Here is a 23,112-nt window from a genome sequence, read left to right on the forward strand (position 1 = left end):
ATTAAGCTTTTAATTTTGACATGGCAATTTCAGCCGCTGCAATCGTCGCTTCAATATCTGCATCACTATGTGCTGTCGATAAGAATAAACCTTCGAATTGAGATGGTGGCAAGAATACACCTTGTTCTACCATTTCACGATAGTAAGCTGCAAAGAATTCTAAGTTTGAAGATTTTGCTGCATCGTAATTAATAACTGGTTCGTCTGTAAAGAAGATACCAATCATAGAACCCGCACGGTTAATATGATGCGGAATGCCATGTTTTTCAGCCGCTTTACGTAAACCAGCTTCTAACATTTCAGCTTTACGCTCGAATTCTACATACGATTCTGGCGTTAACTGTACTAACGTTTCATAACCTGCTGCCATTGCTAGTGGGTTACCTGATAAAGTACCCGCTTGATAAATTGGTCCGCTCGGTGCAACTTGGCGCATAATTTCTGCTTTACCACCGTATGCTCCTACCGGTAATCCACCACCGATTACTTTACCTAAACAAGTTAAATCAGGTGTTACACCGTAATAACCTTGTCCGCAATTATAAGCAACACGGAATCCTGTCATTACTTCATCAAAAATAAGCAATGCACCATTTTGCTCTGTTACTTCACGAAGACCTTCTAAAAATCCTGGTTGCGGAGGAACAACACCCATATTCCCTGCTACTGGTTCTACAATGACACAAGCAATATCATCACCGAATTGTTCGAAAGCGTATTTCACACTTTCTAAATCGTTATACGCTACTGTAATCGTATTTTTCGCTACACCTTCTGGTACACCAGGGCTATCTGGTAAACCTAGCGTTGCTACCCCAGAACCCGCTTTAATTAATAACGAGTCACCATGACCGTGATAACAACCGATAAATTTCAAAATTTTGTTACGGCCTGTATAACCACGAGCTAAACGTAGTGCACTCATTGTTGCTTCTGTTCCAGAGTTAACCATACGTACAATCTCAATTGATGGTACACGCTCAATAACAAGTTTCGCTAATTTATTTTCAATTTCCGTTGGGGCACCGAAGCTTGTACCTCTTTCAGCAACAGCTTTTAAAGCCTCAACAACACGATCATTTGCATGACCATGAATTAAAGGACCCCATGATAATACGTAATCGATGTATTCATTTCCATCGATATCATATACTTTAGAGCCTTTTCCACGCTCCATAAACAACGGATTCATACCGACAGACTTAAAAGCACGAACTGGGCTATTTACGCCACCAGGCATTAAATCTTGAGCCTCTTCAAACGCTGCAATCGACTTATCAAACTTTTTCATTATTTAGCACCTCCTTCTTGTAACCATCTTGCTGCATCTTTCGCATGATACGTAATAATTAAATCTGCTCCTGCGCGTTTCATACTAATTAATTTTTCAAGTACAACTTCTTTTTCATTAATCCAGCCATTTTGCGCTGCCGCTTTAATCATTGAATATTCACCGCTTACGTTATAAGCAACGACTGGTAAATTAAAGTTATTTTTCACATCACGAACGATATCTAAGTAAGAAAGAGCTGGCTTTACAATTAAGAAATCTGCCCCTTCCATTACATCTGATTCTGCTTCACGGAATGCTTCCATGCGGTTCGCTGGGTCCATTTGATATGTTTTACGATCACCAAATTGCGGTGCACCATGCGCCGCATCACGGAATGGTCCGTAAAATGCTGATGAATATTTAACAGCGTACGACATAACTGGTACATGTCCAAAACCATTTTCATCTAATGCGTGGCGAATTGCTGTTACGAATCCGTCCATCATGTTTGATGGCGCAATAATGTCCGCTCCTGCTTTCGCTTGGCTTACAGCTGTTTTTGCAAGAACTGCAAGAGACTCGTCATTTAAAATAATACCATCTTCAATTACACCGCAATGACCATGGCTTGTGAATTGACATAAACATGTATCCGCAACTACTACTAGATCAGGGAATTCACCTTTAATTTGCTGAATCGCACGTTGCACAATTCCATGATCACAATATGCTGATGATCCAACTTCATCTTTTTCAGCAGGTAAACCAAATACAATAACAGAACGAATACCTAAATCAACAACTTCTTGCATTTCAGCTTGCAATAAATCTAAAGATATTTGATATACGCCTGGCATAGAAGGCACTTCATTACGAACATTCTCTCCTTCTAATACAAAAATAGGGTAAATAAAATCTTCCGTATGTAAAAACGTTTCACGCACAAGCGCACGCATGCCTCCACTTTGTCTTAAGCGACGATGACGATTAAATTGTAAAGAGTTCATAGATTTCTATCCCCATTCTTTTATTTTATAGATTCACAAACACATTGTAGTAATGCTTCTACAGTGTACTCTTTCGGCATAATAATATGCGAAAAATAAAGGCTCGCCTCTTTTTCCGTAATAGGCCCTATACAAGCAATTGTACATTTTTTTGTCCATTCTCTCCAGTTTGTATCCTCAAGTAAACGAACAAAACTCGTAACAGTGGAAGGGCTCGTAAATGTAATAATGTCTACTTTCCCTACTTCTAACGCTTCTATAAGCTCTTGCCTTTTCTCTACATTTTCTTTCGTACCATATACGATAAGCTCATCTAGAGAAACACCCATTTCACGAAGCGCAACTGGAATTACGTCTCTTGCTAAATTCCCTTTCGGAAATAAAATACGTTCGTTTCCACTTAATCTTTTTACAAACTCTTCTGCAAATACTTCTGCAACAAATGAAGTTGGAACAAAATCCACTCGATAGCCTCGCTTTTCTAACTCTAACTTTGTTTTCACACCTACTGCAGCAATTTTAGTCGTTACAGGTAGCTTCTGTCTCAAACGATCTAGAAAAAAAGCTACCCCATTTTTACTCGTAAAAATAACCCAGTCATACGAATGTAACTGCCCTGCTATATGTTGAATTTGCCTATGAGACATACCTTCCATACGCAAAAGCGGAATTTCCAATGGAATTCCGCTCTTTTCTTTCACCGCTACACTCATTTGTTTTGCTTGATGCTGGGCACGCGTAACCAATACCGTTTTGCCAGCGAGAGCGTTCATACTTATTGTTGCTCCTTATTTGCAGCAAGAATGAGTTCTTTTGCGCCTTGGTTAATTAAACGGTCCGCAGCCTCTAATCCTACTTTCTCTGGATCAGTTCCTACTACTTTCTCTTTCAATAAAACAGAACCGTCCATAGACCCGACAAGAGCTGTTAATTCGATTGCATCGTTTTCCGTAAGAGTTGCATATCCAGCGATCGGAACTTGGCATCCCCCTTCAAGTTTATGAAGAAATACGCGTTCTGCTGCCACTGTTTTTTCTGTTACTCCATCATTCATATGAGCTAACAACTGCAGTAAATCTTTATCATCCTCACGACACTCAATCGCTAATGCACCTTGTCCTACAGCAGGTACACATAACGTCTCATCTAAATGTTCTGTAATAACTTCATTATCCCAGCCCATTCTTTGTAATCCCGCTGTCGCTAAAATAATTGCATCGTAATCTTCTTCTTTTAATTTGCGTAAACGTGTATCGATATTTCCACGAATCCACTTCACTTGTAAGTCTGGTCTCGCAGCGAGTAGCTGTGCACTACGTCTTAAACTACTCGTACCTAAAATAGCGCCTTCTGCTAACTCTTTAAACGACGCTCCGTTTTTTGAGATAAAAGCATCACGAGGGTCAACACGCTTTGGTGTACAACCAATCATTAATCCTTCTGGAAGTACGGCCGGCATATCTTTCATACTATGTACAGCCATATCAATTTCTTTCGTAAGTAGCGCATGTTCAATCTCTTTCACAAACAAGCCTTTGCCACCTACTTTTGAAAGAGTAACATCTAAAATTACATCGCCTTTTGTGACGATTTCTTTCACTTCAAATTCATATGGTAAACCTAGCGCTTTTAACTGATCAATAAACCAGTTTGTTTGCGTTAATGCTAATTTACTCTTTCGTGACCCTACAATAATTTTGCGCATAATTTTCTCTCCTCATTATAAATACCAAAAGTGGAAGTTGGATAAACTGCTTAATAGAAAAATGTTAATTAGCATTACGAGAAATGCTCCGATGTTCCACTGCACGATTTTCTTCCCTAGCAATACATCTGCCGCTCGTAAATAAAGACCCGCACAATATACAAATAGAACGACAAAAGACCCGATTACTTTCGTATCATACCAATGGAAATTGTCCAATTTTGTATATCCCCATATGCATCCTAATAAAATAGCTAGTAAGAAAAATGGAACAGAAAATAAATTTAATCCGTAAGACATCGATTCTAGCTTCGGTAAATTCCCTAACCTTCTTAATCTCGCATTCCATTTTTTCTTTTTTAATAGGCGATATTGCAATAAATACATAATAGAAAAAATGAACGATACAGTAAAAGTTGCATAAGAAATAATAGCCATACCGACATGTACATATACAAGCTCCGAAACTAATTGCTCTGCAAGTACCGGCGACATCTTTCCAAGCGGCGTAAAAATAGAAAAAGCGCTTACGCCAAATGCAACAACATTTGTAAAAAAGACTAAAAAATCGATTCTCATAAATCGATTAATGACTAACGACATCGTAATCAATAGCCAAACATAAAAATAAATGCCTGATAATAAGGTTAAAAGGGGGTTCGTTTCTGAATCTGTAGCTCTAAGCAACATAAAAATAGAATGCAGAACCCATACAATCGAAAGTAACCAAAAAGCAAATCGGTTCGCCTTTCGGTTACTTTGGAAATAATCTATAAAATATAAACTAATGCTACAAGCATATAAAATAATTGCAATATGATAAATAATACTGTTATTTAAAAAGCTCATCCGATCATCCTTCCAAATTATAAAGATGGAACGGATGGTGTCCACGCTCTTTTATGTTCTACTTCTTCCGCACGACTCTCTACGTCTTCCATTTCTAAATCGAAAATCTTTGCAAATAACGCTAATTTTTCGTCTGCTCCCTCTTCAGCAGCTATTTCTTTCGCTACTAAAATTGGGTCTTTTAATAATTGATTAATAATACTTTTCGTATGCTTACTAATTACTTTTCTCTCACGATCACTAAGAGTTGGTATTTTTCGTTCCAAACTTTCCATCGTTTCACTTTGAATAGCAAGTGCCTTATCACGAAGAGCTGATATTAACGGAACGACACCAAGTGTACTTAACCACGTTTTAAATACAACAATTTCCTCTTCAATCATAAATTGAATTTTCTCTGCTTCTTTTAAACGTTCAGCACGGTTCGCTTCCACTACTCCTTGCAAATCATCAATGTCATACAAGAAAGAACCTTCTAGCTCATCAATTGCTGGATCAATATCACGCGGCACTGCAATATCAACCATAAATAATGGACGACCAGAGCGCATTTTCTCTACCTTGGTCATCATCTCTTTCGTAATGACATAATCCGATGCACCAGTTGAACTAATTAAAATATCAGCTTCTAATAATGCACATTGTAATTCACTTAAAGGTTTTGCGTGTCCCATATATTTCTCAGCCATTATTTCTGCTTTTGAAAGCGTTCTATTCATGACTGTTACTTTACGAGCACCACTTCCATATAAGTTTTGTAGTGCAAGTTCACCCATTTTACCAGCACCAAGAATAAGTACGTGACAATCTGTTAACTCGCCAAATATTTTCTTCCCAAGCTCAACAGCAGCATAACTAACAGACATCGCGCTTTCACCAATTGTCGTTTCTGAGTGAGCACGTTTCGCCAATGTAATAACTTGCTTAAACAATTCATTAAAAATTGTCCCTGTTGCTTTTACTTGTTGCGCTTCTAAAAAGCTATCTTTTATTTGACCTAAAATTTGCGTCTCTCCAACTACCATAGAATCTAAACCGCACGTTACGCGGAATAAATGATCGATTGCACCATCTTGTTCAAAAATAGTTAAATATGGTGCGACTTCTTCTATTTCAAGCTGAAACCAATCAGCTAAAAACTTCTTAATATAATACCGTCCCGTGTGTAATTGATCGACAACAGCATAAACCTCAGTGCGATTACAAGTTGATACAATGACATTCTCTAACACGCTCTTTTGATTTTGTAATGTAGTCATTGCTTGCTCTAGCTCTGCTGCCTGAAATGTGAGTTTCTCACGAAATTCTACAGGGGCTGTTCGATAATTTACACTAACAACAAGAATATGCACGCAGCATGTCCCCCTTCACCCGTTTTATCACTTTATCTACTATCATAATACAACTTTCCTCTTATGAATCTGACAATCGTGTGAACAACCGATTATTTTTTTATTTATTCTCCATATGTAAGAAAGGAGATTCAGTAAAATGAATAAAATTTTTCTACTTTATAATGATTATAAATTAATAACTCTATTTGTACGTTACCAAAAAAAGCCCTCATAATCAAGTGATGGAAACTATTCCATATAAATTATAACATCATCTTTCCTATCTTCTTTCATCATGAAGGAAAATATGTATGATTGTTCCAAATTGTAGCACAAACTTTCTCAATACAATGTATTTGACATTGTATTTCTTTTTCGTTATATTGATTTTACAAAATTAAATTGTGCACAACTTAATTAGAAAGGAGTCATTCATGACAGAAGATTCTTTGCATCTAGATAATCAACTTTGTTTTTCTATTTATGCTTGTTCTAGAGAGGTTACACGCTTTTACCGACCATATTTAGAAGAAATGGGCATTACGTATCCACAGTACATTACTTTACTCGTACTATGGGAGCAAGATGGACTCACAGTAAAAGAAATTGGAGAACGTCTATTTTTAGATTCCGGTACGTTAACACCTATGTTAAAACGAATGGAATCATTAAACCTTGTAAAACGCGTTCGTTCCAAAGAAGATGAGCGAAAAGTGTGTATTGAATTAACAGAAAAAGGAAAAGATTTACAAGATAAGGCTTGTTCATTGCCGACAACGATGGCAACAAATTTAGGAATTACAGAACAAGAATATCGTTCTTTATTAATTCAATTAAATAAACTAATTGAAACAATGAAAACAATTAATGATAGAAAAGGGGAATAAACATGGATAAATTATATACTGCTTCAGTAACTGCTACAGGTGGAAGAAATGGAAAAGTAGTATCAGATGATGGCATATTAAATCTTGATGTGAAAATGCCGAAAGCACTAGGTGGTGCAGGCGGAGAGGCAACAAATCCAGAACAACTATTTGCTGCTGGTTACGCTGCTTGTTTTGATAGTGCATTACAACTTGTCATTCGTACGAAACGTGTGAAAGTAGAAAGTACAGAAGTAACTGCTCACGTTTCTATCGGAAAAGATACAGATGGTGGTTTCGGCCTATCTGCTGTACTTGATGTACATGTCGCTGGCGTTTCACATAGCGAAGCACAAGAACTTGTAGAAGCCGCTCACGGCGTATGTCCTTACTCTAAAGCAACACGAGGAAATATTGAGGTTACATTAAACGTACACTAAAAGTGTATAAAGAAAAAAACGCGCGACATTCGTCACGCGTTTTTTGTTTTTGTAAATTTATGAATTGCTTTCCATGCTTCTTCTTTCCCAAGTCCTGTTTCAGAAGAGAATAGAACGACTTCATCGCCACTTTCAATATCAAGCGTTTCTTTTACAACTTTTAAATGCTTTTGCCATTTCCCTTTCGGAATTTTATCGGCTTTCGTTGCAATAATAATGGTTGGAATGTCATAATGCTTTAAGAAATCATACATCATTACATCATCATTTGTTGGTTTGTGACGTAAATCAACTACTAATACAGCTGCATCTAATTGCTCACGTGTTGTAAAATACGTTTCAATCATTTTACCCCAAGCCGCGCGCTCTGTTTTAGATACTTTCGCATATCCGTAACCTGGAACGTCCACAAAGTGCATCATCTCGTTAATTAAGAAGAAGTTTAATGTTTGTGTTTTTCCTGGTTTAGAAGAAATACGTACTAACTTTTTACGATTTAAAATTTTATTAATAAAGGAAGACTTCCCGACATTTGAACGACCTGCTAATGCAATTTCCGGTAAGTCACCGTCTGGATATTGTTCTGGTTTAACAGCACTAATTACAATGTCTGCTTTTGTTACTTTCATTGTTTCACTCCTACTAATGCGTGCTCCAATACTTCATCTAAATGAGATGCAAGCACAAACGTAAGGTTTTCTTTTACGCTCTCTGGAATATCATCTAAATCTTTCTCATTTTCCGCTGGTAAAATAATCTTTGTTAAACCTGCGCGGTGAGCACTTAATGTTTTTTCTTTTAAACCACCAATCGGTAATACACGACCACGAAGTGTAATTTCACCTGTCATCCCCACTTCTTTACTTACAGGAATACCTGTTAGCGCAGAAATAAGTGCCGTTGCCATCGTAATACCTGCTGACGGTCCATCCTTTGGAACTGCTCCTTCTGGAACATGAATATGAATATCATTTTTCTCATGGAAATCAGGATCAATCTGAAGCTCTTCTGCACGAGAACGAATATAGCTAAACGCTGCTTGCGCGGATTCTTTCATAACATCCCCAAGTTTCCCTGTTAAAATTAATTTCCCTTTACCTGGCGCTACAGACACTTCAATCGCCAGTGTATCGCCACCTGCTGCCGTATACGCTAAACCTGTCGCCATACCAACTTGGTCTGTTTTTTCAGCTTGCCCATAACGGAATATGTGCTTACCAAGTAAATCAACAACGTTTTTCTCTGTTACTACAATACGCTTACGTTCTGCTGTAACGATAATCTTTGCTGCTTTACGACAAACCTTTGCAATTTGGCGCTCTAATGTACGAACACCAGCCTCACGTGTATAATAGCGGATAATTTCAAGAAGCGCTTCATCACGTACTTGTAAATTACCTTTTCGTAAGCCATGCTCTTTTAATTGTTTCGGCAATAAATGTTCACGAGCAATGTGAACCTTTTCAAGCTCTGTATAGCCAGCAATCGAAATAATTTCCATACGGTCAAGTAACGGACCTGGAATACTTGAAAGTGTATTCGCAGTTGCTACAAACATAACTTTCGATAGATCATATGGTTCTTCAATATAATGATCACTGAAGTTATGGTTTTGTTCTGGGTCTAACACTTCAAGTAATGCTGCTGAAGGATCTCCACGGAAATCGTTAGACATTTTATCAATTTCATCTAATAAGAAGACTGGATTAACTGATTTCGCCTTTTTCATACCTTGAATAATACGTCCTGGCATTGCTCCAACGTACGTACGACGGTGACCACGAATTTCAGATTCATCACGCACACCACCAAGGGATACACGGACAAAATTACGATTTAATGATGTTGCAATAGAACGCGCTAACGAAGTTTTTCCGACCCCAGGTGGTCCTACTAAACAAAGGATAGGCCCTTTTAATGAATTCGTTAACTTCTGTACCGCTAAATATTCAAGTACGCGCTCTTTCACTTTCTCAAGACCGTAATGATCTTTGTTTAAAATCTCTTCAGAATGAGCAAGATCAATCATATCTTCTGTTGCCTCTGTCCACGGAAGTGCTAATAACCAATCGATATAATTGCGAATAACACCGCTCTCCGCAGAACTTGCTGGTAACTTTTCATAACGATCTAATTCTTTCAGTGCGGCCTTCATTGTTTCTTCAGGCATTCCTGACTGTTCAATTTTCTCACGAAGTTCTTCAACTTCCCCGCCCTTACCTTCTTTATCGCCAAGTTCAGTTTGAATCGCCTTCATTTGCTCACGTAAAAAATATTCTTTTTGCGTGCGCTCCATTGAACGTTTCACTTTTTGTCCAATTTTCTTTTCTAAACTAAGTAATTCTTGTTCATCTTGAATAATTGAAATAAGTGTATGTAATCGTTCTTTCACAGATATGATTTCTAAAATTTCTTGTTTCTGCTTCGTTTTAATTGGCAAGTGAGAAGCAATTAAATCCGCTAATCTTCCTGGCTCTTCTACATCAGCTACCGTTGCAAATGTTTCATTTGAAACCTTTTTCGAAACTTTAATATATTGTTCGAAATGCTCCAGTAATGTGCGCATAAGAGCTTTCTCTTCTAAATCAGCTTCCACTTCTTCCGTTATCGTTTTAATAGAAACTTGCACTACATTTTCTTCTTCGATAAACTCTACTTCTTCGATAAACTCTACTACTTCTGCTCTATGTAAACCTTCTACAAGGACACGAAGCGTACCGTTCGGCAATTTTAACATTTGCTTCACTTTCGCCACTGTACCTACACTATATATGTCATCTTCTTTCGGATCATCGATATTCATTTCTTTTTGCATTGCTAAAAAGATGATATTTTCATCCATTGCCGCCTGCTCTAGTGCTTGTATCGATTTATCACGTCCTACATCAAGATGCAGAACCATCGTTGGATATACGAGAACGCCTCTTAATGGTAGGAGGGGCACGATTCTTTCATTCGTATTCATACTAGACATAGCACCTCCATAATAAATTAAACTCCTGTTCAACTATTTTATATTACAATACATCTAGATGCAATTGCAGAGATTCTCCGCAACTGTAAATCTCTCGTTTTTTCTCCCTTATAAAAGAAAAAAGACTCCGCTTAAGCATACAAACTTAAACGAAGTCTGGCAAATACTATTATCGTTCATTCTCACATTGATTGTGCATCTGTTTCGTCTATCGTAGTATGTACATCGAGCTCTCGATGTATATTTTCCTGTATAAACGTTAGCTCAAATACTTCCTTCAACTTCCGAACAGGAATAATTTCAATTCCTTTTATTGTATACAAAAATGGTTGCATGTTTTCAGCAGGAATGATAACTTTCTTAGCTCCTGCCTTTTTCGCAGCTTTTATTTTTGCGTACACACCACCGATAGGTTTCACTTCCCCGTGTATACTTATCTCACCAGTCATCGCTACTTCATTATTCACATACGTATGATGCACTGCTGAATACACACCTGTTGCCATAGCAATTCCCGCCGAAGGCCCATCAATCGGGATACCACCTGGAAAATTAATATGTATATCGTACCCTTCTGGCAATACATCTAGAGATCGAAGCACTGTTAATACATTATCTACAGAACCTTTCGCCATACTTTTACGACGAATGGATTTCGTTTGACTACCAATACTTTCCTCTTCAACAATTCCGGTAACATTTACCGATCCTTTATCTTTCGCCTTGATTGCTGTTACTTCAATTTCTAATAACGCACCTGTATTTGGTCCGTATACAGCAAGTCCATTTACAAGACCGATTCTCGGAATAGGGTAAATGCGTTTTTCATACTTCGGTGTAAGTTGACTAGAGTGAACAACCCACTCTATATCTTCATCTTTAATGAAAGGACGTTCTTCATTTATTGCCATTCCAGCAGAAATTTGTACAAGATTAATCGCTTCTCGCCCATTTCTTGCATACATCCCGATCATTTCAATACCATTTTCACCGATTTGCATTTCCACTTTGTCAGCCGCATTCTTCGCTACTTTTTGAATTTCTTCTGTATCTAACTCACGGAAGAACACTTCTAAACAGCGCGACCGAATAGCAGGAGGAATCTCCTCTGGCGAACGTGTCGTCGCCCCAACTAAGCGAAAATCGGCTGGTAAACCTTTTTGAAAAATGTCATGTATATACGTTGGAATCATCGTATTCTCTTCACTGTAGTATGCACTTTCCAAAAATACTTTTCGATCTTCTAGCACCTTTAACATTTTGTTCATTTGAATCGGATGTAATTCACCTATCTCATCAATAAACAAAATACCACCGTGAGCATCTGTTACCGCACCTTTTTTCGGTTGCGGAATACCTGCTTGCCCCATCGCACCAGCACCTTGATAAATTGGATCATGCACCGAACCAATTAAAGGGTCTGCAATACCACGTTCATCAAACCGAGCTGTCGTCGCATCCAGTTCAATAAATGTTGCATTTGTGCGAAATGGAGATTTTGGATTTCGTTTCGCTTCTTCTAATACGAGACGTGCTGCCGCTGTCTTTCCGACACCTGGCGGACCATATATAATCACATGTTGCGGGTTCGGACCACAAAGAGCCGCTTTTAACGACTTAATCCCGTCCTCTTGCCCTACAATATCTAAAAAGGATGTAGGACGCACCTTTTCCGCAAGCGGCTCTGTTAAAGAAATCTCGCGCATTTTACGAAGCTGTTCTAATTCTTTTTTCGATTCTCGATCAATTGAAACTTTTTGTGTTCGCTGATTTCGAAGTAAATGCCAAAAATACAATCCGACAATTACACCAAAAACAAGTTGAACAAGTAAAAATATATTTGTCCAGCTCATCATTTATTTCCTCCCGCAATGTTTTATCTCTTAGTATTTCCGCGGAGGAACATAGCTAAACATAAAGAAAAACAGCAATTATAAAAATTGCTGTTTCTCCTTCGCATTATGCAGATGTTTTTGTATCAAGTACAGTACCGTCTTGTAACACCAATTTTGGTGCTGCATTATCAGCTACTGTTTCTTTTGTAAGAATACACTTCTCGATATCTTTGCGAGATGGTAGCTCGAACATTACCTCAAGCATTAAGCCTTCAATAATAGAACGAAGTCCACGAGCACCTGTTTTACGTTCAATTGCTTTTTTCGCAATCTCAATTAGTGCGCCTTCTTCAAACTCTAACTCAACATCGTCAAGCTCCAATAGTTTTTGGAATTGCTTAACAAGTGCATTTTTCGGTTTCGTTAAAATATCAACAAGAGCATCTTCATCAAGCGGCTCTAGGTTCGCAATAACTGGAAGACGACCGATAAACTCTGGAATTAAACCAAATCTTAAAAGGTCCTCTGGTAATACGTGAGATAAAACATGCTTCTCATTTACATCAGCATTTTTCTTCTCAGAACCAAATCCAATTACTTTTTCACCAAGACGACGTTTAATAATTGGCTCGATGCCATCAAACGCTCCACCACAGATGAATAAGATATTCGTTGTATCAATTTGAATAAACTCTTGATGCGGATGCTTACGGCCACCTTGAGGTGGAACGCTTGCTACAGTACCTTCTAAAATTTTCAGAAGTGCCTGCTGCACACCTTCACCAGATACATCACGTGTAATTGATGGATTTTCGGACTTACGTGCCACTTTATCAATCTCATCAATATAAATGATTCCTTTTTCCGCTTTCTCTACATCATAATCAGCTGCTTGGATTAATTTAAGTAAGATGTTTTCTACATCTTCCCCAACGTACCCAGCTTCAGTTAAAGATGTTGCGTCCGCGATTGCAAATGGAACATTTAAAATACGCGCTAACGTTTGTGCCAGTAATGTTTTACCACTACCTGTTGGCCCGATAAGTGCGATATTACTCTTCGCTAATTCTACATCATCAATTTTGCTGTTAGAATTAATGCGTTTGTAATGGTTATATACCGCTACCGCTAGTGCTTTTTTCGCGTTATCTTGTCCGATGACATACTCATCTAAAATTTCACGAATTTCTACCGGTTTCGGTACATCTTTGAATTCTACTTCTTCGTCTTTCGCAAGCTCCTCTTGTACAATTTCAGTACAAAGTTCGATACACTCGTCACAAATGTAAACACCTGGACCTGCAACTAACTTTCGGACTTGCGTTTGTGTTTTACCACAGAAAGAACATTTTAATTGCCCTTTTTCATCATTAAATTTAAACATATTTTCACACCCCTTACAAAGTGCTAACCTCTTGCCTTCGTATGTACACGATAAATGTATCGTATGTAAATACATATTATGTCACTACGTGGCGAGAAATACAAATAATATGACTAGTTATGTACAAATAAAAAGTTTTTAAAACTTTTGAAATATGTATATTCGACTTATTAAGGAAGTTTTCCTTCTTCATCGAAAAGTTTTATAAATATATTTCTATATTTATAAAACAAGGCACGATTAAAATCGCGCCTTGTTATTTTATTATGCAGCGTTTTCTACTAAGAAGTCTACAGCTTTACGAACTTTAAGATCTTCAGCTAAAGCGTCTACGCTTCCAAGAGCTTGCTTGATAGCGTCTACTGGCATACCGTACATTTCAGCCATTTTTTCAACTTCTGCAGTTACTTCTTCTTCAGTAACTTCGATGTTTTCAGCTTCAATGATAGCTTCAAGAACAAGGTTGATTCTTACGCGTTTTTGAGCGTCTTCTTTCATTTGCTCTTTTAACTTGTCAGCATCAGTACCTGTGAATTGGTAGTAAAGCTCAAGGTTCATACCTTGTTGGCTTAAACGTTGCTCGAATTCACGAACCATACGATCTAACTCAGTGTCGATCATAGCTTCTGGAATGTCGATTTCAGCGTTAGCAGCAGCTAATTCTACTACTTCGTCACGTACTTTGTGCTCAGCTTCGTGCTTTTTGCCTTCTTCTAAGTTTGTGCGAAGTTTTGCTTTTAATTCATCAAGAGTTGCAACCGCTTCGTCAGCTTCTTTAGCGAACTCGTCGTTTAACTCAGGAAGTTCTTTTGTTTTGATTTCGTGAACTGTTACTTTGAATGTTGCTGGTTTGCCAGCTAATTCAGCAGCATGGTACTCTTCTGGGAATGATACTTCAACGTCTTTAGACTCACCAGATTTAAGACCAATTAATTGCTCTTCGAAACCTGGGATGAATGTACCAGAACCGATTGCTAGAGAGTAGTTTTCGCCTTTTCCGCCTTCAAATGCTTCGCCATCAACGAAACCTTCGAAGTCGATTACAGCTGTATCACCGTTTTCAACAGTTCCTTCTTCTTTAACAACTAGCTCAGCTTGACGCTCTTGTAAAGATTTTAATTCGTTCTCTACATCTTCGTCAGTTACAGTTGTTTCAACTTTTTCTACTGCTAAACCTTTGTACTCACCTAATTTAACTTCAGGTTTCACTGTAACTTTTGCAGTGAAGATAAGGTTAGCATTTTTTTCGAACTTCTCAATGTCGATTTCAGGATGAGCAACTGGGAAGATACCAGCTTCATCGATTGCTTCACCGTATGCTTTTGGTAAGATGATATCTAAAGCATCTTGGTATAAAGATTCAACACCAAAGCGTTGTTCGAATAACGGACGAGGCATTTTTCCTTTACGGAAACCTGGTACGTTGATTGTTTTTACTACTTTTTTGAACGCAGCGTCGATAGAGTTGTTTACTTCTTTAGCATCAACTTCGATTGTTAAAACGCCTACGTTACCTTCTAATTTTTCCCATTTTGCAGCCATTTATTCTTTCCCTCCAACTATAATAATGTATGCACATACCTCTATAGATTAAGATCTTCATTATCTCTTTTTTGAAATAACAAAAGTACAAATAATCCTCTAGCAAAAGCTTTCAGATATAATGTTCCAATCTACTAATTGCCTAAAAGACAACTACGGTATATTTTGTTCGAGAATAATATGAAACATATTAAGTAAGAGAATTACACTTCTCTTCTCTTACAAACAGGCAGATTTCTGCCTTTTGCAACCCTTACATTATAACATAGAATATGCTCGTTTCAAGAACCGAACGATTCTTTTTCATAATTATACGGGCAAATATCCTTCTCTTTCGACACGTAATAACCATTGATAGGCAATATGAAACTCTTCTAATTCAATATTATACGCTGTCATAAGCTCTTCTTCATCAATAGTCAACCCGAAACGCTTCCTACCAATTCTCTCTAAAACAGCAGCCCAAATCTCCACTTTATCCATTAATAGAGCGAATGGGAAAATGCTAATTTGCAATTCTTTCCAATATGTAACCATCGCATCAAATATATCAGGATAATTTTGCTCTAATCGACTTGATAATCTATGTATAATGTTATCGGATTGCTCCTCATTATGACCTGTAAATGCCGGAATTACTTTGATCGTATTCCCAAACTTTTCTACCTCTATCTCTTCTTCTATTTGATTTTCTATCATTTTATACAAAATAGAAGTTTTCAAATAAGGGTGCTGTTTTTCGTCTATTAAAAATTTCTTTAAAATAGGTAATGCAAGATCCAAGTCTTTTAACGAAAGTTGCTGAATCGCTCTTAGCTTTTGCCCAAAGTTTTCTCCAAATATTTCATTAGTAAATTCATCTAACTCAAAATTCGAATCAACTCGTGATGTATCTACTTCATGTAACATACCTTCTGCAAATAAAGCGAGCTGTGCTAATTTTTCCTTTTGCTCAGGCATTACATCTTTCGTTTGCAAAACTTTTTCAACAGTTTCAATAACGCCTTCATAATCATTTGTTTGAACTAAAATTGTCACATACGTTTCAAGAATATCACCAAATAAGACCGCTCCTGTTTCCAGTAACTGTTCACATTTCTCTTTCGCTTCTTCCATATGTTTTAATTCTAACAAACAAATAACCGAAGCTAGTTCCGTTTGTTCCGTTTCTGCATTATACTGACGTAATATTTCAAAGCAGCGCAATGCATCTTCGAATTTCCGCTCTTTCAGCGCTAAAAAACCTTCATCAATATAGCGCTCTGATAATTGCGGAAACAATACGACCGTATTTTCTTTTTTATCCATACGTCCGCCTCTTTTTCTAGATTTTAATTATCTTTAAAGTAAATATATCAAATGAGTAATGAGAACACAACATCCCGAAACCCTTTGTTTGAAATATAGAAATATTTAATTTTTACATTTCAATACAAGTGAATTCCTACTCAAAATTAAAAATATGCAAATAAAAACCCTCAGCAATTCAAGCAGAGGATTCATCATTAATGGAAAGCTTTTATAATAGTGGGGTATATAACAAGGGTAATAATTTGGAGAACAATAATTGCCATAACAATCATGCTAAAGTAGAAGATTGGTTTACTTCGCTTCATTAAAAACATAATGATGAGCATTGTACAAGCAAACAAACTTAAGAAGAACAAACTCGTTGTCGAACTAAGTATACCACTTGGGACAAAGAACAATAACGCAACACTACAAGTACCTATAATTCCAAATAACCATTCCATTCATTCACTCATTCCCTTTCCCTCTCATGGTAGTTTCCTCTACGCGATTAAATGTTTTACAACATCAACTACATACGTTAATTTCTCATACGCTACAAATCCAAAAGCAACTGTTAAACCCGTTACGATTAATCCCTTCATTATTTCTTCCTCCTCGTTTTATCGTTGTTACCTTCATTATAGAGGATTAACAATTTGTTACCATCGAACTACCTTACAGTTACCTTACAGAATTGTAAGATTTCAAAGAGAGATTGAAAAACACCCCATATCGCTTGAGGTGCTTTCACGGAATTTCTCTATAATCACTTGCAAAATTAACTTTTTTCTCTTGTTTATTTTTCGGAGAATCCACTCTTAAACTAATAGATTTACTAAATAATTTCGGATTGAAATAATAACAACAATCCGTTTGAGGACAATATACACAATACACGTCTATTTCTTCTTTATTCACTTCTTTTGTAGCGACTCCGCTTGCTGTAGAATAACTAGATCGGAATCTTACTTCCAGTATCCCTCTTGCATTCAACTCTCTATATTTCACTTGCACCCTTTTAAATACCCCGCCCTTATATACTACAAGATCAAAGGGCGAATGCTCTGTTTGTGGTATTAAAATCATATATCCTTTTTCATACAAATCAACTTGTGCCTTTAAAACAGCTAAATCTCCTTTTGTTTTTGTATGATGGTACACTTTTTCTCAGCACCTTTTTACATATTTTCAAAATAATATTCGTTCCTTTTCTTAACTTACCTCCCAACATTTTCTCATTAAAAGAAAACTCTTTGTTAAAACCATGTTAATATATTTTTGTATAATTAAGAATTTAATTTACAAGGGGGATTATATATGTTCAAAAAAGTAGCTGCTGATGTTTTAGGGTTAAGTGATGTAGGTTCTGTAATTACACCGAAAGATTATGACAAGGTCGATGCTGATGATTACGTAATGCATGAAGATGGAGAGAAAATTTATTTTCTAATTAAATCGAAATCAGATGAATATTGCTTCACAAACAAAGGATTACTTCACCTAGATGGTACAAGTGCGACAAGCAAAAAACGTACACTACGCCGCTTTAGCTATAGTAAATATCAAATTAAAAACGTAGCGCTTGAAACTGCGGGAACGATTGATTTAGATGTAGAAATTAAATTTCAAATGGGAGATGAACATTATTCAATTGATGTTCATAAAAAACATATCGAGGAATTAAAAGATTTATATAAAGCTTTACTTAAAATCGAAGAAATTTCATACGACAACGACATTACATTGCAGTATGCACATAAAAGTTTAGATATGGCATCTAACGCTTTTAGCCGTATTTCAAACGCACAAGTAAATTTAGCAGAGCAGTTTAAAGAAATGAATGAGATTGCCTTTAACTGGCTTGTTGATACGAAGAAACAATATAATGTGAAAGATTATGGTTTTGTATTTGAGAAGTTTATTAATAACTAATTTAAAATACACAAAAAACCTTGTTATCAAAAGATAACAAGGTTTTTATCTCAGGAGAAAGTTAAATTCCTGATCCATCTATTACCTATGTTCTATTACAATCCAGCAAAAATTTCTTTCCTTCCGCACTAATCTTCTACTCAGATTAGTGATATATAATAAAATTAAATTTCTTATTATATATACAAATGAAATATACGTTACTTTATTCCTGACTTTCCATCTCTTTCATTTCATCTTGCCACGTACCACCGATACCACCGCTAGGCGTATTCCAACGTTTTTCCTGTCTTTTGATTCTCATCTTGTCTTCTTCAGATAGTTCATATTGTTCCATTTCTTTACGTTGTTGTTCCTCATATTCTCTTTCCTGTTGTTCTATATGCCTTCTATGAGCTTCCCTATCAATAATCTTGTCGCAGCCGTGTGCTAACTCCTTCGTTTCATCATGTCCGTGTCCACAATAATCGTTCGGAATTTTAGCATTAGATTTCGTAGCTGGTTTAGAATCACGCTCATGGTTGCTTGTAACTCGACCTTCGTTTCCTCCGTTAGCTGTCGCATCTTGAATCCTAGTATTTCTAAGGCCATCTTGCTCTTTCTTCGTTACACTACCATCAGGATTAAACGTTATAGTCATGGTACCTTCTCCACCATGACCTAAATACCCGTAAATAGAAAACGACTTATATTTCTCGATAAATCTAGGCGCACCCGCTATTTCTTTAACTTTATTCGCAGACATTCCAACCTTAATTCCTTCGTACTGTTCTAACGACACGGTTGGTGCATCATTATTCGCATCTTTATAATATGGACGCCTGTCGTTAATCTCCTTATCTTCTTTTGTCGTTTCCTCCACTTGTTGTAACTCCTCGTCCTTAGCAGGTTCTTCGTCAATCTTCTCGCCCTTATCCGAATTAGATGTGCCCTCTTCCCTCTGCGCATTTTCAACAGATTCATGTTTCTTATATGGCTCATAGTTCGCTTTTTCTTTCGCGGAGCAAGCACTAAGAGTTAATAGAGACATGGCACCTAGTAAAAACAACTTTTTAAATGCTTTCTTATTAAACATCACAGTATAATTCCTCTCTTTACCTTCTTTGAATCGAACTTCAAGAGTCTTCTTTCCTCTTTCGTATAAAATTGCCAATCCGTGCAGTAATAACCGTAGCGACTACAGCCATTGCTAACACTACCGCAAGCCCACCTAATATTGAATTTCCTATAATACCTGTAACTATTAGCATCAGCAATGCAATTGTCATTAGATTGATAGTATCCTTCTTTCCCTTTTTCATTGTAATTTTGCTACACCAACTTTTCTATTACTTCTTTTTCGTATCCTCTGGCCTAGATCCTCGCACCATACCTCTAGCCGAATCAAACAAGTAACTTAATCACGTATCTTATTCTACAGAAATAGTCGACTACTCCATTTAATCAGCAATATGTAATACGATTTTATTTTTTCTATATAATTATTATCACATATTCCATTGTGATAATCTTCCATTTTTAATCAAAAATCAATTTTTAAACAAACAGAAAACCTTGTTATCAAAAGATAACAAGGTTTTGTTAGCGCCCTAGGAGAGGTTCGAACTCTCCACCCGCCCATTTCCGTACTATTTTATATATTTTGATCGCAGTCTTAATATATCTTCCTCTTCTCGAATACCTGCCGATCCTTTCCTCACATTTTTTACGATAGTCCAATCCGGGTTGGTTTCATCACCGATGTTCTGTACTGTAAAGTTGCCATCACCATATTTTCGGTGACCTTCTGCCAATTTCTCCGTTAAATCGTTCTCATTTGATCTCGCCATCTTTGCGCCATCTCCCTTTTTTATACAACCTTCTTAAACTGTCTAACCAATCACAGGTCTAGTCAATTGGAGATTCTCGTTTTCCGCTTCTATTCATTGTAACACACTAACGGGGATAAGTTTCGATAACGGTTGCTCAATCGTACGAGGGCGGTAAAAAGTTTTATAATATTGTAAGTGAACAGTTAGGAGAATCTGGATATGGATTTGAGTTCCATCATAAACCTATTGATTCTTGAAATGAAATAAGAGGAATAGGGCGCATAAATGGCACTCTTTTCTTCATGCACTTTAATCCGTTACACATAATAATTACCACATATTACGTTACATTTTTTACACCTTTTGCACATACATCAATTTGTAGACAAACAAAAAACCTTGTTATCAAAAGATAACAAGGTTTTCTTAGCGTCCCAGGAGAGATTCGAACTCCCGACCGACGGCTTAGCTTACCACCATAGCTTTCGCTACCAGCAATTACTGTTTGTAGTCTGGACTATATCTTCACCATTTCAGGTGCGACACGTGTAGTCTCTACGGAACCTCACGATGATTTTCATCATACTTCAGAGTCTTTACCATTAAGTTTTACTTAATCATTCAAAACTCCTTAATCTTTTTCAAGATCGTAAGTTTCCTCGGTATTACCATCAGCCGAACTGTTAAGGCTTCACCGATATAGTGTCGTCCACTTTATAGGTTCTTGTTTCCCTATAAAGGCTCCTATTTTTCTTGAAGGCCGTTGCTCTATCCTGCTGAGCTACTGGGACATGGAGCGGGTGAAGAGAATCGAACTCTCGACCAGAGCTTGGAAGGCTCTTGTTTTACCACTAAACTACACCCGCATATGTTATTTTATTTTTCTTCGTTAGCGCCGTTGCCCTATCGACAATATTTATTATATGTATAACCATACATAAAGTCAACACCTTTTTTAAAAGAGGATAATTTTTCTTATCCTCTTTTAAAAACTGCTTGTTCAACTAGCTGTCCGTCTAGTGTTTCAAAACGAACTTCCATTTGATTTTCATCCATTTCTAATAAAGCAAATGTTTTTTCTACACGCTGACGCGGTAATAAAATACTGCCTGGATTAATAAATAAAACGCCGTCGATTAATTCCGCACCTAATACGTGAGAGTGTCCGAAGCATGCAACTTGCGCCCCTACCTCTTCAGCATGGTACGCTAATGTTTGTAACGTCATTTTCACGTTATGACGATGTCCGTGCACAACTATGAAACGAACACCATCTACATCAGTTACAATTTCGTCTTGAAAGTTAGCATAATCACAATTCCCTTTTACAACATGGAAACCTTGCAACTCTTCATGAGCAGGCGTTAGCTCTGAATCACCGCAATGAATCATGATATCTACTTTCCCTTCATACTTCTCTTTTAACTGCTGTAATTCCTTCACAGAGCTATGACTATCGCTTACGATTAAAGCTTTCATCAATCTCTCTCCCTTATTCTCCTAAAAACCATTCAGGGATTTTTTCTTCTAGCTTACGTAGAGCACGTCCGCGGTGACTAATAGCATTTTTCTCATCTGAACTTAGTTCCGCCATCGATTTTTTATATTCTTCCACATAAAAAATCGGATCATATCCGAAGCCGTTTTCCCCGCGGCGTTGTTCTAAAATAAAACCTTCGCACGTCCCATTTACAATGACAGGCTTTTTATCCCCTTCAGGGAAAGCCACTGCTAATGCACAGTAGAAGCGAGCTTTACGCTTATCAAACGGTATTTCATTTAATTCTTGTAAAACTTTATCAATATTTGCTTGATCATCTTTCGGCTCTCCAGCAAAACGTGCTGAATACACACCTGGTTTCCCGTTTAAAGCATCTACAATAAGACCTGAATCATCCGCAATTACAATTGCATTCAATTGTCTACTCAAACTGTCCGCTTTTAAGATTGCATTTTCTTCAAATGTTTCACCAGTTTCTTCGACTTCTTCAATATGAGGAAAATCGTGTAATGATTTCACTTCTAAATCAAATCGCTCAAATAACTCAGCAAATTCACGTACTTTCCCCATATTTTTTGTCGCTACAACAACTTGTTTCATTTTTTCCACCTCTACTCTATATGAGATACGATGTCACCTAACGCTTCTTTTTGCATATCAATCAGTTGGAAAATGCCTTGTTCTGCAGCATCAAGTAATTCATTTAACTGCGCTCTACTAAACGTCGCTTCTTCTCCAGTTCCTTGCACTTCAACGAACTGACCTTTTCCAGTCATAATTACGTTCATATCAACGTCTGCTTTAGAATCTTCTGCATAGTTCAAATCTAAAACAACACCTTGCTCTTCAACAATCCCTACTGACGTTGCTGCTAAATAATCTTTTACTGGAATTTTAGATACTTTTTCTGCTTGTAATAACTTCTCAAACGCTAATACCATCGCTACGTATGCACCTGTAATAGAAGCAGTTCGCGTTCCACCATCCGCTTGAATAACATCACAATCAATCCAAACCGTTCTCTCACCAAGCGCTTCTAAGTCAACTACCGCACGTAATGCTCGTCCAATTAAGCGCTGGATTTCCATTGTACGTCCTGTTACTTTCCCTTTACTTGACTCCCTAATTGTACGTTGTTCTGTCGCACGTGGAATCATCGCATATTCAGCTGTTACCCAGCCCTTTCCTTCTCCACGCATAAAAGGCGGGACGCGCTCTTCAATTGTCGCTGAGCAAATTACCTTTGTATCCCCAACCTCAATTAACACTGATCCTTCTGGATGTTTTAAATAATTCGTATGAATATGTATATGGCGTAATTCTGTTTTTTCTCTACCATCTACTCGCATAAAAATAACCTCCTCAT

Annotated in this window: 23 protein-coding genes and 1 tRNA gene; 3 read left to right on the plus strand and 21 right to left on the minus strand. The window is 37.2% G+C overall.

Annotation, left to right across the window (positions count from 1 at the left end; genetic code table 11):
- Position 1 precedes the first annotated feature (1 nt).
- The 6 genes from hemL to hemA are packed head-to-tail and all read right to left on the minus strand — an operon-like array spanning position 2 to position 6,186.
- On the minus strand, positions 2-1,291 hold the full coding sequence (gene hemL, locus EGX95_RS21075) for a glutamate-1-semialdehyde 2,1-aminomutase (protein WP_000712928.1): 1,290 nt from the start codon (positions 1,289-1,291) through the stop codon (positions 2-4).
- Positions 1,291-2,280 (minus strand): porphobilinogen synthase, encoded by a 990-nt coding sequence (gene hemB, locus EGX95_RS21080; RefSeq protein WP_001087058.1) that lies wholly within the window; start codon positions 2,278-2,280, stop codon positions 1,291-1,293. The genes hemL and hemB overlap by 1 nt, the downstream gene beginning before the upstream one ends.
- A gap of 20 nt (positions 2,281-2,300) precedes the next feature.
- A complete protein-coding gene (hemD, locus tag EGX95_RS21085) occupies positions 2,301-3,053 on the minus strand; it encodes a uroporphyrinogen-III synthase (RefSeq protein ID WP_000992370.1) in 753 nt (250 codons plus the stop codon).
- Between the two features lie 2 nt (positions 3,054-3,055).
- Positions 3,056-3,985 carry a hydroxymethylbilane synthase gene (hemC, locus tag EGX95_RS21090; RefSeq protein WP_001226410.1) on the minus strand — a complete coding sequence of 310 codons (930 nt, stop codon included), beginning with the start codon at positions 3,983-3,985 and terminating at the stop codon, positions 3,056-3,058.
- A gap of 15 nt (positions 3,986-4,000) precedes the next feature.
- Positions 4,001-4,834: a cytochrome C assembly family protein gene (locus EGX95_RS21095; protein WP_000008995.1), complete on the minus strand. Its 834-nt coding sequence runs from the start codon at positions 4,832-4,834 to the stop codon at positions 4,001-4,003.
- A 17-nt stretch (positions 4,835-4,851) separates the two neighbouring features.
- Positions 4,852-6,186, minus strand: coding sequence for a glutamyl-tRNA reductase (gene hemA, locus EGX95_RS21100; protein WP_000547852.1), 1,335 nt, complete (start codon positions 6,184-6,186; stop codon positions 4,852-4,854).
- 416 nt (positions 6,187-6,602) lie between these two features.
- Here hemA and EGX95_RS21105 point away from each other — a divergent pair, with 416 nt between their 5' ends.
- Together EGX95_RS21105 and EGX95_RS21110 are read left to right on the plus strand one after the other, a co-directional pair.
- Entirely contained in the window at positions 6,603-7,055 is a 453-nt protein-coding gene (locus EGX95_RS21105; protein WP_000133918.1) for a MarR family winged helix-turn-helix transcriptional regulator, read from the plus strand.
- 2 nt (positions 7,056-7,057) lie between these two features.
- Positions 7,058-7,474, plus strand: coding sequence for an organic hydroperoxide resistance protein (locus EGX95_RS21110; protein ID WP_000359780.1), 417 nt, complete (start codon positions 7,058-7,060; stop codon positions 7,472-7,474).
- A gap of 32 nt (positions 7,475-7,506) precedes the next feature.
- On the opposite strand, the gene ysxC is transcribed toward EGX95_RS21110, so the two are convergent.
- The 8 genes from ysxC to EGX95_RS21150 form a co-directional block, all read right to left on the minus strand.
- Complete coding sequence (ysxC, locus tag EGX95_RS21115) at positions 7,507-8,103, minus strand: ribosome biogenesis GTP-binding protein YsxC (protein WP_000869113.1); 597 nt, start codon at positions 8,101-8,103, stop codon at positions 7,507-7,509.
- Positions 8,100-10,448, minus strand: coding sequence for an endopeptidase La (gene lon / locus EGX95_RS21120; protein WP_123805744.1), 2,349 nt, complete (start codon positions 10,446-10,448; stop codon positions 8,100-8,102). Before lon ends, ysxC begins: the two co-directional genes overlap by 4 nt.
- A 182-nt stretch (positions 10,449-10,630) precedes the next feature.
- Positions 10,631-12,301, minus strand: a complete 1,671-nt coding sequence (gene lonB / locus EGX95_RS21125) for an ATP-dependent protease LonB (RefSeq protein ID WP_025991615.1) — start codon at positions 12,299-12,301, stop codon at positions 10,631-10,633.
- Positions 12,302-12,407: 106 nt separating this feature from the next.
- Positions 12,408-13,667 (minus strand): ATP-dependent protease ATP-binding subunit ClpX, encoded by a 1,260-nt coding sequence (clpX, locus tag EGX95_RS21130; RefSeq protein WP_000472282.1) that lies wholly within the window; start codon positions 13,665-13,667, stop codon positions 12,408-12,410.
- A 264-nt stretch (positions 13,668-13,931) separates the two neighbouring features.
- Entirely contained in the window at positions 13,932-15,209 is a 1,278-nt protein-coding gene (gene tig, locus EGX95_RS21135) for a trigger factor (RefSeq protein ID WP_000729258.1), read from the minus strand.
- Positions 15,210-15,518: 309 nt separating this feature from the next.
- Positions 15,519-16,517: a hypothetical protein gene (locus EGX95_RS21140; RefSeq protein WP_000358268.1), complete on the minus strand. Its 999-nt coding sequence runs from the start codon at positions 16,515-16,517 to the stop codon at positions 15,519-15,521.
- Between the two features lie 197 nt (positions 16,518-16,714).
- Complete coding sequence (locus EGX95_RS21145; RefSeq protein WP_001993185.1) at positions 16,715-16,963, minus strand: hypothetical protein; 249 nt, start codon at positions 16,961-16,963, stop codon at positions 16,715-16,717.
- Positions 16,964-17,249: 286 nt separating this feature from the next.
- On the minus strand, positions 17,250-17,663 hold the full coding sequence (locus tag EGX95_RS21150) for a group I intron-associated PD-(D/E)XK endonuclease (protein ID WP_000274735.1): 414 nt from the start codon (positions 17,661-17,663) through the stop codon (positions 17,250-17,252).
- 156 nt (positions 17,664-17,819) lie between these two features.
- Between EGX95_RS21150 and EGX95_RS21155 the strand changes: the two genes are divergently transcribed.
- Entirely contained in the window at positions 17,820-18,434 is a 615-nt protein-coding gene (locus EGX95_RS21155) for a PH domain-containing protein (protein ID WP_000475206.1), read from the plus strand.
- Between the two features lie 205 nt (positions 18,435-18,639).
- On the opposite strand, the gene EGX95_RS21160 is transcribed toward EGX95_RS21155, so the two are convergent.
- The 7 genes from EGX95_RS21160 to rph form a co-directional block, all read right to left on the minus strand.
- A complete protein-coding gene (locus EGX95_RS21160) occupies positions 18,640-19,509 on the minus strand; it encodes a hypothetical protein (protein WP_002028537.1) in 870 nt (289 codons plus the stop codon).
- A gap of 40 nt (positions 19,510-19,549) precedes the next feature.
- Complete coding sequence (locus EGX95_RS21165; protein ID WP_000715456.1) at positions 19,550-19,735, minus strand: hypothetical protein; 186 nt, start codon at positions 19,733-19,735, stop codon at positions 19,550-19,552.
- A 327-nt stretch (positions 19,736-20,062) separates the two neighbouring features.
- Positions 20,063-20,263: a hypothetical protein gene (locus EGX95_RS21170; RefSeq protein WP_000124456.1), complete on the minus strand. Its 201-nt coding sequence runs from the start codon at positions 20,261-20,263 to the stop codon at positions 20,063-20,065.
- 774 nt (positions 20,264-21,037) lie between these two features.
- Positions 21,038-21,111, minus strand: a tRNA-Gly gene (locus tag EGX95_RS21175).
- Positions 21,112-21,220: 109 nt separating this feature from the next.
- Positions 21,221-21,724 carry a metallophosphoesterase gene (locus EGX95_RS21180; RefSeq protein WP_000645498.1) on the minus strand — a complete coding sequence of 168 codons (504 nt, stop codon included), beginning with the start codon at positions 21,722-21,724 and terminating at the stop codon, positions 21,221-21,223.
- 13 nt (positions 21,725-21,737) lie between these two features.
- Complete coding sequence (locus EGX95_RS21185) at positions 21,738-22,346, minus strand: XTP/dITP diphosphatase (protein WP_000815941.1); 609 nt, start codon at positions 22,344-22,346, stop codon at positions 21,738-21,740.
- Positions 22,347-22,357: 11 nt separating this feature from the next.
- Positions 22,358-23,095, minus strand: a complete 738-nt coding sequence (gene rph, locus EGX95_RS21190) for a ribonuclease PH (protein WP_001261765.1) — start codon at positions 23,093-23,095, stop codon at positions 22,358-22,360.
- Positions 23,096-23,112: the final 17 nt, after the last annotated feature.

Origin of the sequence: Bacillus sp. FDAARGOS_527, assembly GCF_003812125.1 — a bacterium.
In the GTDB taxonomy this organism is placed as follows: Bacteria; Bacillota; Bacilli; order Bacillales; family Bacillaceae_G; genus Bacillus_A; species Bacillus_A paranthracis.

Coding starts and splice junctions, on each gene's coding strand:
- lon (WP_123805744.1), bottom strand. CDS start 10,448: ATGTCTAGTATGAATACGAATGAAAGAATCGTGCCCCTCCTACCATTA.
- hemL (WP_000712928.1), bottom strand. CDS start 1,291: ATGAAAAAGTTTGATAAGTCGATTGCAGCGTTTGAAGAGGCTCAAGAT.
- clpX (WP_000472282.1), bottom strand. CDS start 13,667: ATGTTTAAATTTAATGATGAAAAAGGGCAATTAAAATGTTCTTTCTGT.
- ysxC (WP_000869113.1), bottom strand. CDS start 8,103: ATGAAAGTAACAAAAGCAGACATTGTAATTAGTGCTGTTAAACCAGAA.
- EGX95_RS21145 (WP_001993185.1), bottom strand. CDS start 16,963: ATGGAATGGTTATTTGGAATTATAGGTACTTGTAGTGTTGCGTTATTG.
- EGX95_RS21185 (WP_000815941.1), bottom strand. CDS start 22,346: ATGAAACAAGTTGTTGTAGCGACAAAAAATATGGGGAAAGTACGTGAA.
- EGX95_RS21180 (WP_000645498.1), bottom strand. CDS start 21,724: ATGAAAGCTTTAATCGTAAGCGATAGTCATAGCTCTGTGAAGGAATTA.
- rph (WP_001261765.1), bottom strand. CDS start 23,095: ATGCGAGTAGATGGTAGAGAAAAAACAGAATTACGCCATATACATATT.
- EGX95_RS21110 (WP_000359780.1), top strand. CDS start 7,058: ATGGATAAATTATATACTGCTTCAGTAACTGCTACAGGTGGAAGAAAT.
- EGX95_RS21160 (WP_002028537.1), bottom strand. CDS start 19,509: ATGTTTAATAAGAAAGCATTTAAAAAGTTGTTTTTACTAGGTGCCATG.
- EGX95_RS21095 (WP_000008995.1), bottom strand. CDS start 4,834: ATGAGCTTTTTAAATAACAGTATTATTTATCATATTGCAATTATTTTA.
- tig (WP_000729258.1), bottom strand. CDS start 15,209: ATGGCTGCAAAATGGGAAAAATTAGAAGGTAACGTAGGCGTTTTAACA.
- hemB (WP_001087058.1), bottom strand. CDS start 2,280: ATGAACTCTTTACAATTTAATCGTCATCGTCGCTTAAGACAAAGTGGA.
- hemC (WP_001226410.1), bottom strand. CDS start 3,985: ATGCGCAAAATTATTGTAGGGTCACGAAAGAGTAAATTAGCATTAACG.
- EGX95_RS21165 (WP_000715456.1), bottom strand. CDS start 19,735: ATGAAAAAGGGAAAGAAGGATACTATCAATCTAATGACAATTGCATTG.
- EGX95_RS21105 (WP_000133918.1), top strand. CDS start 6,603: ATGACAGAAGATTCTTTGCATCTAGATAATCAACTTTGTTTTTCTATT.
- EGX95_RS21170 (WP_000124456.1), bottom strand. CDS start 20,263: ATGGCGAGATCAAATGAGAACGATTTAACGGAGAAATTGGCAGAAGGT.
- EGX95_RS21140 (WP_000358268.1), bottom strand. CDS start 16,517: ATGGATAAAAAAGAAAATACGGTCGTATTGTTTCCGCAATTATCAGAG.
- lonB (WP_025991615.1), bottom strand. CDS start 12,301: ATGAGCTGGACAAATATATTTTTACTTGTTCAACTTGTTTTTGGTGTA.
- hemD (WP_000992370.1), bottom strand. CDS start 3,053: ATGAACGCTCTCGCTGGCAAAACGGTATTGGTTACGCGTGCCCAGCAT.
- EGX95_RS21155 (WP_000475206.1), top strand. CDS start 17,820: ATGTTCAAAAAAGTAGCTGCTGATGTTTTAGGGTTAAGTGATGTAGGT.